The organism is Micromonospora sp. MH99, assembly GCF_021442385.1.
Lineage (GTDB): Bacteria > Actinomycetota > Actinomycetes > Mycobacteriales > Micromonosporaceae > Micromonospora.
Window position 1 is genome coordinate 70,125 of sequence record NZ_MUZA01000017.1, and the last position, 14,129, is coordinate 84,253.

Sequence of the window (14,129 nt, forward strand, 5' to 3'; positions counted from 1 at the left end):
GTGAATGCCCAGCTCAGGGCACCACGCGCAGGCGTGGAAGCTCCCCGCCGGAGATCGTCTCCGGGTCCGCCTGAGCACCGAACCAGGCGGCCAGTCGCTCGTACGGCAGCGGTCGACTGAACAGGAAGCCCTGGCCGATCTCGCACCCGATGTCCTGAAGGAGCTCCAGGGTCAGCTCGCTCTCCACACCCTCGGCGACCACCGCCAGGCCGAACTGCTGGGAGAGCGTCACCACCGCGTTCACGATCGCCAGGTCCCCGGGGTCGGTCGCCATGCCCTGCACGAAGGACCGGTCCACCTTCACCTCGTGCACCGGCAGCCGGCGCAGGTGGGCGAGCGAGGAGTCACCGGTGCCGAAGTCGTCCACCGACAGCCGGACGCCCAGATCCCGGAGCCGACGCAGCGTCGGGATCGGCCGGTCCGTGCCGTCCAGGACCCCCGACTCGGTGATCTCCAGGGTGAGGCGCTGCGCCGGCACCCCGTACTCGGTCAGCAGCTCCTGCACCCGGTCCGGGAAGTGCTGGTCGGTGAGCGTGCGGGCGGCGAGGTTCACCGCGATGGGCAGCGGCTGGTTGGCCTCGGCCCAGTCCCGGCTGCGCCGCAGACCCTCGCGGAGCACCACCTCGGTGAGCCGACTCAACTGGCCGGTGTGCGCGGCAACCGCCACGAAGTCCTCGGGAGCGACGGTGCCGTGCGTCGGGTGCTCCCACCGGGCCAGGCACTCGACGCCGACCAGACGTCGGTCCCGCAGGGTCACCTTGGGCTGGAAGTAGACCTCCAGCTCGTTCTGATCCAACGCCTGACGCAGGTCACCGGCGAGACCCAGCCGGCGCAACGACCGGGATTCCAGGCCCGGGTTGAACAACTGCACGCTGCCCGGCACCGACTTGGCGGCGTTCGCCGCCAGATCGACCCGGAGCAGCAGGGTCGCGGCATCGCTGCCATGATCCGGGTGTACGGCGACCCCGACGGCCGTGTTCACGTCGAGGGTGAGCGCGTCGAAGACCATCTCGTCGCGGATCTGGTCGCGCAGCTGCTCGGCCAGCTCCAGCGCCGCGTCGGCGTTCTCCAGACGCAGGGTCACCAGGAACTCGTCCCCACCGACGCGACCCACCAGGGCCGACGACGGCGCGCTGGCCCGCAGCCGGTTGGCGACCTCGACGAGCACCTTGTCCCCCGCGGCGTGGCCGAGGGACTCGTTGACCTGGCGCAATCCGTCGACGTCGAAGAGCAGCAACGCCACCACCTCACCCGGTGCGCCGACCTTTACCGACTCGTCCAGCGCCGCGGTGACGCGCCGCCGGTTGGGCAGCCGCGTCAGGGTGTCGTGGTAGGCGTCGTGCCGCAGGCGGTCGACAAGTCGCGAATTTTCGAGCGCCACGGCGGCGTGGGCGGCCACCGTCTCCAAGACCGAGATGTCGCGTTGGGTGAAGTACAGCGGGTCGGCGAGCCGGTTGGTGACCTCGAGGGTCCCGATCACCACACCACCCGAGCGGAGCGGAACGACCACCGTGTCCTTGACCCCCCGCTCGGCGAGGCTGGCCCTGAACTCGGGATCACTTGTCACACCACGGCCGACAGTCACCGGGCGAGCGGTCTCCAACACCTTCTCCCGCAACGCCGACGGGGTCAGGGACAGATCCAGCAGGCCAGAATCCTCGACTCGCGCGGTCAGCAGAATCTCGGGGTGACGGCCCTGTGCGGGCAGCCAGAGGGTGGCGTACTCGGCCTGCATCAGCGCGCGCACCCGGCCGAGCAGGGCGTCGACGAGGGTGCCGTCCTGGCCGCTGGCCGCGACCGCCATGCTCAGCTCGTACATGTCGGTGAGCGTGCGGTGCTGGCGGAAGAACTGGGTGTACGAGCGGTAGACCAGAGCGAGCCCGGCCGCCAACGCGGCCAGGGGCACCAACGACCACCAGGACGCCTGGATCAGGATCAGGACGACCAGACCGGCGGCGACGTTGATGCCCGCGGTCAGGAGCAGTGACGGCGCCGCGCGGAGGGCTTCCCGACCGGCCTGCCAGCCCTGCAACAGGGTGTGCACCGACATGACGGCGGTGAGACTCACCAGGAACACCACGCTGATCGCGCAGCAGAGACTCACCCACGTCGTCAGGCCGACACCCGACCTCGGCGGCAACGCCTGGAGGACGAGAGTGGCGAGCGACGTCCCCGCGGCGGCCCGCGCCGCGTTGAACCACACCTTGGGCGCCGTGATCCGGTGTCGCAGTTGCGTGACCAGGGACGCGAGCGTGTAGATGACGACGACCGTCAGCGGCGGCAGGAAGTACAGCGCCAGGACGAGCGGCAACTCGGTGAGCGTCATGGCCACCGACTGCCGGCGAGCGACCAGCACCAGCAGCGGCAGACCCGCGGCGATCATCGCCGCGAGAAGGAGCGCTGCCCAGTGCCAGTCGCCGAACGGACGGTCGGCGACCAGACCGGTGAGGGTTGCGCAGGTGACCGCCAGAAGGATCAGCGGAGCGGTGATGATCCAGGCGTCTTCCGACGACCTGCGCCTCAACTGGTCCCGCGCGATCATTCCGCTCCCTGGCGGTGTGGCGTGTCCCTTGACAAGCAGTGGCCCGTCGGACAGGGGTCGTCAGACCCAGATGACGTCCGCGAGGTGCAGATCGGCGGGTACACCGTGGTTTGCGATGACCATGGTGGCGGCGGCGGCCAGGATGAGGAGCGAGCCATACAGCCGGCCCAACCTACGACCAGACATAAGATTGCTCCTGTCGGAAGGTCTCGTGGGGTAGTGGAGGTTCCACGATCGTGCCACAGCCCGGGCAACCAGAGAAGTGGTGGCCGCCCTACTGGCCCCACCGTCTGTTACTTCCCGCCGTTCGGCCTACCGCCCTCGTCACACTGGGCCAGATCACGAGCTTGCGGGTCAGTTCACCGCTGCGCGCAGTGCTGAAAACGACCTTCAACGCAATTCGGGTCCACCTATAAGCACTCGCCACATCCGGTTCGAACGTCACGCTCAGTAACATCTGCCTGCGTGACCCGCACGCACGCCTCAAGTCCGGCCATCGACCACCATACCGGCTCCGCGCCATCACGCCAGTATCTCGTCGGGTTCATTTCACATGGACGACGCCTCATGAACCACGCGACCACGAACAGCGTAAACGCAGCTCACATGGACGGTCCCATCGACCCTCGCAGATGCAATTTGCGTGAACACTCAGGCGTACCGGCGCTCAAGCCGGCTCGGCCGCGTCCTATCGCAACGGTCGGAACAGGGGCCCATTTCGGCCGCCGTCGCCTCGTGGGCCGCGACGTACCCGCCTTGTTCCCGTGGTCCCGGCATGGAGAGACCTCCACCTGGCTGCGTGGCGGTACCCGTCGCCATGGCGGTGTAGGCCACGTCCGGCAGTCGGGCCCAACCGCGTGGCAACCGAGCAGGAGCAGAGCGTCCTTTGGGGTACGTGCCGCTTGTCAACGGTCCTGAACTGTTGCAGTCGGCCTCCTGCAAGATGCAGCGGCTGGTCCACGAGGCGCAGTTGCCGCATACCGCACGGCGCGCGTGGCCTTCACGGCGCTGCCCCGTCAATCTCGCCAGCGCCAGGGATGCTCTACCCGGGGATGCGCCTTGGGCGTGGTGAGCCGACCAATGTGCTGCCCCGGGCAACTCAAACCCGGCAGTCGAGCCGGCCCGCCAGCAACATCGCAGCCGCGACGCCGGTCGGCGTCGAGGCACCAGGAGGTGGCACGAGCCGCGCGCAGGGCCGGTCGTGCACGTCAGGAGACAACGGCCTCCGGTTGCAGACCGACCCGGGTCGACATCCGTCAGGAACGCCTCACGGCAGGTCTAACTCTGTGCATCTAACCGTCGCCAGTTCCTAATAAGCGGGCTGCGTACAGATCGACCGCCGGATGGGACACAGGTGCGGATCACCGAGGCCAGAGCCAACGACCTAGCCTCGGTGATCCTGAACGGTTTCGCCAGCAGCGCTACCGCGAAACCTCGTGCCCCGGTATCCCGGGGGTTGGACGGTTCTTCCTTCATCGCGAACTGCGTCCGCCTGCTGCGGGAGCCCTACATCGCGGTCAAGCGTGGGATGCGCCGTGCTGACGAGCCCAGACCAGCACCGATCGGTCGCTGCTGCCGGAGACGATGTGGTATCGATTGCCCTGGCAAGGCAACACCGCAACCGCAGACACCCAGCTGGTGTGCCCGGTTAGTCGTGCCAATTCGACGCCAGTGTCGGGGTCCCATATCCGTACTGTTTCATCGCCGGCCGAGACGACGCGATATCGCCCGTTCGCGTTGGGGAGCACCGCGACCCCTGATACCCAGCTGGTGTGGCCGGTTAGTCGTGCCAATTCGATGCCAGTGTCGGGGTCCCATATCCGTACTGTTTCATCGCCAGCCGAGACGACGCGATGTCGTCCATTCTGGCCGAGCAGCACCGCGACCCCGGACACCCAACCAGTATGGCCGGTGAGTTCGGCCAGCTGGGTGCCGTTGTCGGGGTCCCACACGCGTATTGTTCGGTCGCTGCTGCCCGAGACGATGCGGTGTCGACCTTCCGGGGCAGGCAGAACCGCCAGGGCGGTCACCTCATTGGTGTGGTCGGTGAGTTCGGCCAGCTGGGTGCCGTTGTCGGGGTCCCACACGCGTATTGTTCGGTCGCTGCTGCCCGAGACGATACGGTGTCGACCTTCCGGGGCAGGCAGAACCGCCAGGGCGGTCACCTCATTGGTGTGGCCCGCGAGTTCGGCCAGCTGGGCGCCGTTGTCGGGGTCCCACACGCGAATCGTTCGGTCGCTGCTGCCCGAGACGATACGGTGTCGACCTTCCGGGGCAGGCAGAACCGCCAGGGCGGTCACCTCATTGGTGTGGCCCGCGAGTTCGGCCAACTCGGCGCCGTTGTCGGGGTCCCACACGCGAATCGTTCGGTCGCTACTGCCCGAGACGATACGGTGTCGACCTTCCGGGGCAGGCAGAACCGCCAGGGCGGTCACCTCATTGGTGTGGCCCGCGAGTTCGGCCAACTCGGCGCCGTTGTCGGGGTCCCACACGCGAATCGTTCGGTCGCTACTGCCCGAGACGATACGGTATTGACCTTCCGGCCCAGGCAGAACCGCCAGGGCAGTCACCTCGTCGGCGTGGCCGGTGAGTTCGGCCAACTCGGCGCCGTTGTCCGGGTCCCACACGCGTACAGCCCCGTCGCTGGCGGAGATGATGCGGTGACGTCCGTCCGGGCTGGGCAGCGCCGCCACCGCAGACAGCCCTCTCGCGTGTCCGCGGAGCACGTTCAGTTGGGTGCCGTTATCGGGGTCCCATACTCGCACCGTCCCGTCGCCAGCGGAGACGACGCGGTAACGCCCGTCCGGGCTGGGCAGCACGGCCACCGAGGAAACCCAGCTGGTGTGGCCAGCGAGCTTTGCCAACTCGACGCCGGTGTCGGGGTCCCATATCCGTACCGTTTCGTCGCCGGCGGAGACGACGCGGTGGCGCCCGTCGGGGCCAGGCAGCACTGCCAGCGCGGTCACTTCGTTGGTGTGACCGGTGAGTTCGACGAGATCAGTGGCGTTGTCGGGGTCCCATACCCGTACCGTCTCGTCCCCAGCGGAGACGATGCGGGATCGCCCGTTCGGGCCGGGCAGCAGCACTAATGAGGACACCTCGTCAGTGTGGGCGCTGAGAATCGCTAGCTCAGTCCCGGTGTCGGGGTCCCATACCCGCACCGTTCCATCGCTGCTGCCGGACACAATCCTGTGCTGGCCATCTGGACCAGGCCACGTCGCCACCGCCGACACCCCTCCGCCGTGGCCCGTGAGCTCGGCTAGCAGGCTGCCGGTGTTCGCATCCCACACCCGCACCGTCCGGTCGCTACTGCCAGAGACAATGTGATGCTGCCCATCTAGGCCAGGCAACACCGCCACCGCAACGACTGCCCCTGTGTGCCCAGTGAGGGTGCGCGCGGTGGTGCCAGACCAGAACGCACTTTGCGCGTGCCAAGGCCAGTCAGGGTGGTCGAACGTGAGCGTTTCGGCAAGATGCGTTGACCGGGTCTTTCGGGCCCAAACGTGCAGCCACCATGCTCGTTCAGATTCCACCCGGTTGGACCAGTCGCTGGTGGCGGCACTCTCGAGGGCCGCGGCGGCGGCAATTTGCTGGCGGTGAGTCAGGGTGTGCCGATGCCACAGGATCTGTCCGGGCGGGAAGGAGAGCAGGAAGCCTGGATCCGTCACGAGGTCGTCGAGAACCTTGCCAGCCGCGGCGTGACTGGGCAGCTGCAGTCGGGTGTAATCGTCCACACCTGCCCAATCCCGACGACCAGTAATGCTGTTGCGGCGTGGGATAAGCCAGCTAGCGATCGTCCGATGCGCGGCGGCCCATGCGGCGTTCAACCGTTGGGTAAGCCCGGCGTCGATGGGCTCCCGATCGTCGTTCGGGCCGGCGGGGGCGATGAATAGGTCACGGAGGCTTTGGTGCCGGACCTGGTAGTGGCGCACCTGACTGATGCTGGTCGTGACGTCGAGGAAGGCGCGGGCGGGCCCATCTAGCCACCTCGCCAGTTGGCCAATGGCGCTCGACCGATGCAGGGCGGCGGCGAGCTCTTCGATGGCAACACCACGCCTGAGCGCAGCGAGCACGGCCAAGGCCGGTAGGTGCAAGCCTTCCCAGTCGGGATGCTTGGACCATCGTTGGATGTGCTGTTCGTAATACCCGCGCAGTCGATCTGGAAGGCAGGCTACGTCGGTTGGGGGGCGCAAGCCGGCGCGAATCTCGTCTAGGACATACCGGAGGTAGATCCACACGCCTTGGCAGCGGTCCAGCAACGTCGCAGCGAATACCTCCGCGGTAACTCCATGATCGGCAAGTGCCCGGGTCAGCGCTGCGTCCGAGTTGGGGCCATTTGTGGCAACTTGTAGGTAGGTGGCCATATCGGTTAAGTTGTCCGCGCCTTGCACATCGATCTGTGACCAGCCAACCCGCAGTGGATCACGCAGCGCGACCAAGGGAAGTCCGTAGCGGCTCGTCGCGATGATGTAAGCCCCTGGCGGTAAAGCGTCCGGGCTGGGTAGTCCTAGTGGTACCCCGGTGCCCATTCCCGGCGGGTCTGGTTCGGCCTCGTCCAACCCATCGACGACCAGCACGATCGGCAGGCGCTCCGCTGGCGGATGCTGCTCGTTGCGGGCTGCCACCGCTGCTCGAATGACCCTTGCGAGCCAGTCTGGCCGCTCTGCCGCAGCGGGAAAGACGTCACCGGGCGTGAACCGCTGCGCCAAGCTCCAAGCAGCGATCAATTGGGCCGCCAAACTCTTACGTGCCTCGACTGGGTTACGCGCACCGCCGTCCAGCGCAGTGAAGTGATACGCGCATGGACGGGTCCAAACCAGGTGAGCCGCCAGTGCACTCTTACCAACCCCAGCTTCGCCGCGGATGACTACGTAACCGCGGTCGGCTCTGGTGATCCGTTCATCAATACGGCTGATCAAATCCTTGCGGCCTTGGAATCGCGCGAGGTCCAAGAGTTCGAACAGCGGTGCTGGATCAAAGACCGCGCTATGAACCTGATCGAAGCCGCCAGCCGTGACCTGCACGTACATCGGTCCGGTGTGAACGGTTCCAGTAATATCTCGCCCGGCGGCTACTGCACCTGGGGCTAGCTGCCATGATCGGCTCATAACTAACGGCCCAATTCCGACGTCCGTCCAGGCTGGTGTCCTCTGGTATCGATATCGGCTCGTTCAGTGACGTCTCGCCCGGCGACGACGGCGCCCGGATTCACCCCCGCTACCGGCGACGGATCGTGGACTTGGGCACATGGGGATCCACCAGTGCGGACCTGTCCAGCGATGTCTCGGCCGGCGACGACAGCTCCGCTACCAATCCGTTGTTCCGCGTCCGCTGGCCGGGTCGCCAGCCATCCCGCCAGTGCCGCTCCGGCCACCGTCAGGGCTCCGCAGGCGACCCACCACTTCCAGTCGCCATGCAGTTCATTGATCAATGCACTGTTGACCGCGGCTAGTGCCACCCCAAATCCCGCGGCCCAGGCAACCGGCCGACCTGCCACCTGACACACCCCTGATCATCGAAGGCGCTGACAGCGATACCGAAGGAACCAAGTCTAGTCGGAGCCAGCTAAGGCACCCCTGGACTGCAACTGAAGATCATCTATGACGTGCTCGGGTCTACCGTCGAGCTGGAGCTGATTGCCTCCAACCTGGTCGACGGGCGTACTGGACCGTCTCTGAGGTGACACATTCCACCGACTGGCGAGTGGTGGAGAACCCGGCCCAGGTCGCCGCGCTGCTGAGGGCGGTGAGATCTCTCGGCAAACGCGCCGAGAGGGTCACGGCGTTCTCGGCCGCCTCTACCACGCATGGATGCGTCCGTCGGAAGTCGCGGACCCACGGCGGGATACTGCGACTTGTCCGACGGCACGCCGACTTCGACGACGTGGCGAGGTCAAGCCTTCCCTGTCCTGTCACCACGAGAAGATCGACCATCGCTGGGGCAGGCAGGTTGGGCGCTTGGTCCGAGAGGCCACGGAGGTTCGGCAGGACCTTACCGTGCAATTGCCCGACCCCTCGACCCGCCCGGTTGCCCAGCAACTGCCTACAACCAGTTGTCACGGGCTGGACGCAGCCATAATCGGCCAGACCAACGACCGCGGCCCCCGATCAGCATCTCTGCTGGTCAGGGGCCGTGTCTGCACCTGGTGGCGGGTAGAGGATTCGAACCTCTGTAGCTTTCGCGACGGATTTACAGTCCGCTCCCATTGGCCGCTCGGGCAACCCGCCAGGGCACCCCACCGCGTCGTAACGCGGCGGCGGAAGCAAGGATAGCGGCTCACCCCGGGACCGACGCAACCGGGTACGGTCAGAGGGTCGTGCCGCTGGTCGGCGGCCGACGGCACGCCCAGACCGCCCGACAGCAGGAGCAGAAGCATGCCAGCGAACCCGTCATTCGACATCGTGAGCAAGGTCGACCGCCAGGAGGTCGACAACGCCCTTCGCCAGGCGGAGAAGGAGCTCTCGACGCGGTTCGACTTCCGCGGCACGGGCGCGGAGATCTCCTGGTCGGGTGAGGAGGCGATCGGCCTCCAGGCAGAGACCGAGGAGCGCGTCCTCGCCGCGCTGGACGTCTTCAAGGAGAAGCTGGTCAAGCGGAACATCTCGCTGAAGTCGCTGGACGCCGGCGAGGCACGCCCGTCCGGCAAGGTGTTCAAGATCGACTGCAAGGTGATCCAGGGCATCGAGACGGACAAGGCCAAGGCGATCAGCAAGAAGATCCGCGACGAGGGCCCCAAGGGCGTTCAGGCGCAAATCCAGGGCGACCAGCTGCGCGTCACCGGCAAGAAGCGGGACGACCTCCAGGCGGTCATCTCGCTGCTCAAGGGCGAGGACTTCGGCGTCGCTCTCCAGTTCACCAACTACAGGTAAGGAGGCGGTGGCTGGCCTGGTCATGAGCCGCACCACGCCTTGTCACCTGGGTAGACGTCGTCACCAGTGGTTGTCGTTAGTCGCTCATGATCGGCCTCCGACGGCCTAGGGACGGCCTGAGCCTGACCCTCGTCGACGTGGGCCCGATGGCACCAGTCGGAAGGCATGCCACATGCGCCCCAGCAAGCGTGAGCAAGAGGCAGTCCGTGCCTATGTCCGGGACCAGGCCAATGAAGAGGTTGTCCACCTTGAGAAGGCCGCGTCCGAGCTGGTAGGACCTGTGCGGCACGACATCTGGGATGTGCACTGCACCGGTAGTCGCTGGTGGGTTGTCACGGAACCGATGTATCTGTACAGCCAAGTCGACTTCAAGAGCCGCGATGTCGTATTGACATTCCATGTCGGCTTGGCTCTACGACTGTCCTATCAGCAGGAGCGTGAAGTTCCAGTCGCCGAACCTCACGCTGAGCTTCTGCCGGGATCATGGCGACGTTGGCAGCAAGCGTTTGATGCCTACGATAGCGGCGATGAGGCCGAGAACTTCCAGGCCGTCGGCATGCGGCTGCGGGAGTGCCTCGTATCATTCATCGACGAAACTGCCGATGAAAGTCTGGTGCCGGACGGCACCCCGCCGCCGAAAAAGGCGGATTTTAAAGGCTGGGTGGAACACTTGGCGAATCGCCTTGCACCGGGCGATTCGTCCGCGAAACTGCGATCTTATCTAAAGGCTATTTCGATAGAGACGTGGTCATACACCAACGGCCTAACACATGCCAAGAACGCCGCACGGATAGATGCGGAGATCGCGCTCAAGATGGTGGAGCACTTATTAGGCATGTTCAGTGCTGCACGGTTGCGCCACGCTCGGTTGAGCGTCCGATGCGAGTCCTGCCAGTCCTACCGGGTGGTCGCTGGCGTTTGTGGGCACTGTGGCTGGGTCGATGCTGAGTACGTACCACATCCACGACGTGAGATCAGCGAAGACGAACGAGCACGACGGCTGGCCGAGCCGTGCACGCCGAGTTCAGACATATCGACATTTATGACACCGAACGACTTTAGTGGTTGAGCCGCGAGCGGGTCCGGCCCATCCGGCAAACTCCCACCCTCAGCTCGCAAATCGAGTTGGCCGACGGCCATAGGCTCAGACAGTCAGGCGCACTGCTCGCGCATCAGTGCTCCTTAATCGGCAACTCCGTCAGTTGACCGCGTATGTTGCGCCGCCAGCGATACCCCGCTGCATCAGTAAATTCGATCGCTACGGCAAAGTCTTTAGTTGTTTCCAAAACCACAGGATCGCCGTATGCGTCCAGCTCGCCCGTCTCACGGGTCAGGTCACCGTCAGGGATAACAACCCTCGGCTCAGTTGCGGGTGGAAGAACGCTCATCAACTTCGTATCCCTCAAGTCCGGCTCCTCCTCCGTGCCAAACTTGCGGAAGTAGAATTCGACTTTCACATCGTGAACAGGAACACGGGACGCGTTCTGCATCCAAGCACACCAGGACCCGCCCATAACCCCCGTTATCGGCGTGGTGCCGAACCATCCACAAACCTGCACAGCTTGGGCTCTTCGCTGCTCCTCCGAGCGCTCACGCCGGTCTTCCTCCGCGCGCTGATCGCGTGCTGACTCTCGCTCATAAAGTCTCCGGGCTGTCCTGCCCGCCCAGATTGCGGCTACGAACGCACCTAGAGTGGTGACAAATGAACCCCACGCCGGGACATCTCCTAAATCAAGGTCACTGATCAGCGACATGCTGTCAATAAAGCTCACAGCAGGAAGATAGGCGGTGGCCGCAACCCCTGACGAGAGCTGCGCCATCCCGTCTGCCGTCGACCCGCCCTGTGGGGAGTGGGCCGCCGCCCGGCCCGCCATGTCAAGACGGCCTTGACGCACGGTCGGACGCTGGCGGGTCGGGCGGTGGTCTGCTCGGCTCGCCCGGGTCGTCGGCTGACGGGATGGCCCGCGCAACCACCCGCGGACCGCAACCCGCCGACGGGGTTGCAACCATCTCGGAGCCCGAGCGCCCCCGCCGGAGGCGCAGTAGCCCCAATCCCGCGACCGCCGCCAGCTTGCCGGCGCGGCTGGCGTGCGCTCCCCTACGCTGCGCGGGCTCGTGGCCGCGCGGCCCGGCCGGCTGTCGGCTCACCACCACTCGGTCAACCGCCCTGTCGTGTTGCGGCGGCCCCTTGGGCTTCCCGCTTCCGCGCCAGCCGCCGGGCGTATTGCGTGGCCGGAGTCGGAGCGCCAGCGGAGCGACGGACGCGCGCCCAGGCGGCGGCGCGTGCGGCCCGTTCAGGGCCGCCTTGAAGACGTACAGAAACTTTGCACAACATCGCCGGCAGTCCGGCCGGCTAGCCGTACGAATGGGTAGTGCTGAAGGGCTAGCAACGGCGTTATCGTCTATCCATGTCGCTGGTTCCGTGGGCCTACGAGGTCTCCCGTCGAAACCTGGCGAGCACCCTGCCTCGCCGCTGGGCTCACGTCCAGGGCGTCGCTCAGAAGGCACAGACCCTCGCCGCAGCTGTCGGTGATGACGTCGCTCTGCTCGAAGCCGCAGCGATCCTGCACGATGTCGGCTATGCCCCTCACTTGGCGATGACTGGATTTCATCCCCTTGATGGCGCGGTCTATCTGAGGGGTATAGACGCGCCGGATCGACTCGTTCATCTCGTCGCGCATCACTCCTGCGCCGTCAGAGAGGCGCGTCTCCGAGGCTTGGCAGGACAACTGGCCGACTTTCAGGACGAAGAAGGGCCGGTCAGAGACGCGTTGTGGATGTGCGATCTCACCACAACGCCTGACGGAGAGCCGACGGATTTCGTAAGTAGGGTTACCGAGATCAAGGAGCGGTACGGTCCGGGTGACTTAGTAACCGTTTTCATAGACAGCGCCCAGCGTGACCTGGCAGATGCTATTGCCAGAACGACGAGCCGACTTCGCGAATTCGCCGGCTAACCCAGGTAGGGTGGTCTGTCCTCCAAGCCGTGTTCGATCCGTAGGAGCATGGACGGATGGATCGGGAGAGTCTGGACGCTCTCCGGGTCGACCCATTTCACCTCTGAAGATTCGCTGCTAGTACGGAGCTGGCCGCCGATTACCCGGGCTCGTAGGCAGATCGAAAATTCCTGCCGCACCTCGCCGTCGTCATAGGCGATAACGTGAGCAGGGTCCGAGTAGATGCCAGAGATCCCGGTGAGTTCGACGTGGAGGCCCGTCTCCTCCTCGACTTCACGCACGGCTGCCTGCGCGGTCGACTCTCCGACGTCCTGCGCTCCACCGGGCAAGGCCCAGAGGCTGTTATCAGATCGTCTGATGAGCAGGACATTCCCTCGTTCGTTCTGGACGAAGACTGTCACGGCCACCACCAGGGAATTGGCCAGAGGCGCGGTTGGGTCGTTTAGGAAGTCAGTCTTGGGCATCAACTAGCTCCTGCTTTCGCGTGTTGCCGATCGCCAGACTGCCTCGAAGCTGTCCGAGTACGTGTTGAAGAGGCCGTGCGTTGCCGTCTTGCGGAGATGCATCGCCGGTGCCATGGGTGCGGTCTTACCGTAGACATGAGGATTAACGATCATGTCGTTGTCAAAGCGGTAGATAGAGTTGTAGAGCACTGTTGAATGGTTCCGCATCTCGATGTTCGGCACGTCCGTCAGCGAGCCAAAGAAAGCATTGGCCTGGTCGATTTTTGCCGAGATCGTTTCTGGCCCGATCCCCTCATCAACACTTCGCTGTTTGACCGCGATGCTTTCCCGTTCGCCAAGCAGTATGCGTATCCTCGCGCCAGCAGCCGCCTTCTTGTGCATGCGCTCCAAGAGGTCAGGCTTCTCAGTAAGGAACATTCCCACGTAGACAAGAATGCCCACGTCTGCTGTCGCTGCGTCGAGTAGCCGGTCCCAGAGGTTCGGCGGCACCGCTCCTCGTGTGGGATAGAACTGCACCATCCCGGCGGAATTTGATACGTCGTCGGTGGCTCTCTGCGCTCCCGGCCACAGGAAGTTTTCGTCTTCCTTCAATCGCTTCGCGATCATAAAACGGGTGCGAGGATGCGGAACCCTGCCAGCGAGCCAGCGGCTCACGGTCTTTACGTCGCACTCAGTGAGAAGCGCTAGCTCGGCCGGCGATACCCGGGACCGGTCAAGCGCGTCTCGCAGACGATCGTTGGCCATCGTCGCTCCTCACGGTGGGGACGTTTCCATCACTATAAACGTCCCAAGCGTCCATGCAAAGGCGTTTCGGCGTCACCCGCGTCGATGTTTTCTTAGAGCAGGAGCAGTCGTCCACTGGGGACGCGCTCAGACACAGGAGGTTTGTTGTGAAGCTGTACGTGGACACCACGAGCAAGCAGGTGACGGCGTCGAAGGACCCGGAGCCGAAGAACGACCAGAACGGCAATCAGAAGTCCGAGAAGAACACGGGCCGGCTCATGTGGTCCACCCAGGTCTTCGTGCTCGACGAGAACGGCGGGGAGGTCATCACCATCACCACGGCGGGAGAGAAGCCGAGCGTGAAGGTGGGCGACTTCCTGGCTGTCGAGCAGTTGGAGGCCATTCCGTGGGCGACCAACGGGCGTAACGGCGTCGCGTTCCGGGCGGTCTCGCTGAAGCCGAAGACTGGTTCTCCGGCCAAGTAGGTCCCTCGCACCGCTGTGCTGTGTGAGCCGCTGGTGTCCGTGGCTCGCCGAAGCGGCCTGATGGTCCGCTGAACTAAATCCACAAGATC

10 protein-coding genes and 1 tRNA gene are annotated in these 14,129 nt (G+C 65.0%); 4 read left to right on the plus strand and 7 right to left on the minus strand.

Annotated features, from left to right (window positions below; genetic code table 11):
- Window positions 1–13: 13 nt before the first annotated feature.
- The 4 genes from B0E54_RS12180 to B0E54_RS12190 form a co-directional block, all read right to left on the minus strand.
- Window positions 14–2,542 (minus strand): bifunctional diguanylate cyclase/phosphodiesterase, encoded by a 2,529-nt coding sequence (locus tag B0E54_RS12180; RefSeq protein ID WP_234583448.1) that lies wholly within the window; start codon window positions 2,540–2,542, stop codon window positions 14–16.
- Window positions 2,543–2,602: 60 nt separating this feature from the next.
- The gene (locus tag B0E54_RS32435) at window positions 2,603–2,728 is read right to left on the minus strand and encodes a hypothetical protein (protein WP_255786879.1); all 126 of its coding nucleotides are present in this window, start codon (window positions 2,726–2,728) and stop codon (window positions 2,603–2,605) included.
- A 1,331-nt stretch (window positions 2,729–4,059) separates the two neighbouring features.
- Complete coding sequence (locus B0E54_RS12185; RefSeq protein ID WP_234583449.1) at window positions 4,060–7,572, minus strand: AAA family ATPase; 3,513 nt, start codon at window positions 7,570–7,572, stop codon at window positions 4,060–4,062.
- Window positions 7,573–8,685: 1,113 nt separating this feature from the next.
- Window positions 8,686–8,769 (minus strand) — tRNA-Tyr (locus B0E54_RS12190).
- 147 nt (window positions 8,770–8,916) lie between these two features.
- Between B0E54_RS12190 and B0E54_RS12195 the strand changes: the two genes are divergently transcribed.
- Window positions 8,917–9,411 carry a YajQ family cyclic di-GMP-binding protein gene (locus B0E54_RS12195; RefSeq protein ID WP_234583450.1) on the plus strand — a complete coding sequence of 165 codons (495 nt, stop codon included), beginning with the start codon at window positions 8,917–8,919 and terminating at the stop codon, window positions 9,409–9,411.
- A 172-nt stretch (window positions 9,412–9,583) separates the two neighbouring features.
- A complete protein-coding gene (locus tag B0E54_RS12200; protein ID WP_234583451.1) occupies window positions 9,584–10,480 on the plus strand; it encodes a hypothetical protein in 897 nt (298 codons plus the stop codon).
- A 103-nt stretch (window positions 10,481–10,583) separates the two neighbouring features.
- On the opposite strand, the gene B0E54_RS12205 is transcribed toward B0E54_RS12200, so the two are convergent.
- The gene (locus B0E54_RS12205; protein WP_234583452.1) at window positions 10,584–11,231 is read right to left on the minus strand and encodes a hypothetical protein; all 648 of its coding nucleotides are present in this window, start codon (window positions 11,229–11,231) and stop codon (window positions 10,584–10,586) included.
- A 588-nt stretch (window positions 11,232–11,819) separates the two neighbouring features.
- Here B0E54_RS12205 and B0E54_RS12210 point away from each other — a divergent pair.
- Entirely contained in the window at window positions 11,820–12,368 is a 549-nt protein-coding gene (locus B0E54_RS12210; RefSeq protein WP_234583453.1) for an HD domain-containing protein, read from the plus strand.
- Here the strand turns inward: B0E54_RS12210 and B0E54_RS12215 are convergent.
- Together B0E54_RS12215 and B0E54_RS12220 are read right to left on the minus strand one after the other, a co-directional pair.
- Complete coding sequence (locus B0E54_RS12215; protein WP_234583454.1) at window positions 12,365–12,832, minus strand: NUDIX hydrolase; 468 nt, start codon at window positions 12,830–12,832, stop codon at window positions 12,365–12,367. The two genes, B0E54_RS12210 and B0E54_RS12215, sit on opposite strands and share 4 nt — an antisense overlap.
- Before the next feature lie 3 nt (window positions 12,833–12,835).
- Window positions 12,836–13,576, minus strand: coding sequence for a helix-turn-helix domain-containing protein (locus B0E54_RS12220; RefSeq protein WP_234583455.1), 741 nt, complete (start codon window positions 13,574–13,576; stop codon window positions 12,836–12,838).
- Between the two features lie 146 nt (window positions 13,577–13,722).
- Between B0E54_RS12220 and B0E54_RS12225 the strand changes: the two genes are divergently transcribed.
- Window positions 13,723–14,040, plus strand: a complete 318-nt coding sequence (locus B0E54_RS12225; protein ID WP_088951025.1) for a hypothetical protein — start codon at window positions 13,723–13,725, stop codon at window positions 14,038–14,040.
- Window positions 14,041–14,129: the final 89 nt, after the last annotated feature.

What these genes read in the sequence shown, in the direction of transcription:
- B0E54_RS12220 (WP_234583455.1), bottom strand. Translation starts at nt 13,576, where the DNA reads ATGGCCAACGATCGTCTGCGAGACGCGCTTGACCGGTCCCGGGTATCG.
- B0E54_RS12195 (WP_234583450.1), top strand. Translation starts at nt 8,917, where the DNA reads ATGCCAGCGAACCCGTCATTCGACATCGTGAGCAAGGTCGACCGCCAG.
- B0E54_RS32435 (WP_255786879.1), bottom strand. Translation starts at nt 2,728, where the DNA reads ATGTCTGGTCGTAGGTTGGGCCGGCTGTATGGCTCGCTCCTCATCCTG.
- B0E54_RS12215 (WP_234583454.1), bottom strand. Translation starts at nt 12,832, where the DNA reads ATGCCCAAGACTGACTTCCTAAACGACCCAACCGCGCCTCTGGCCAAT.
- B0E54_RS12180 (WP_234583448.1), bottom strand. Translation starts at nt 2,542, where the DNA reads ATGATCGCGCGGGACCAGTTGAGGCGCAGGTCGTCGGAAGACGCCTGG.
- B0E54_RS12185 (WP_234583449.1), bottom strand. Translation starts at nt 7,572, where the DNA reads ATGTACGTGCAGGTCACGGCTGGCGGCTTCGATCAGGTTCATAGCGCG.
- B0E54_RS12205 (WP_234583452.1), bottom strand. Translation starts at nt 11,231, where the DNA reads ATGGCGCAGCTCTCGTCAGGGGTTGCGGCCACCGCCTATCTTCCTGCT.
- B0E54_RS12210 (WP_234583453.1), top strand. Translation starts at nt 11,820, where the DNA reads ATGTCGCTGGTTCCGTGGGCCTACGAGGTCTCCCGTCGAAACCTGGCG.
- B0E54_RS12200 (WP_234583451.1), top strand. Translation starts at nt 9,584, where the DNA reads ATGCGCCCCAGCAAGCGTGAGCAAGAGGCAGTCCGTGCCTATGTCCGG.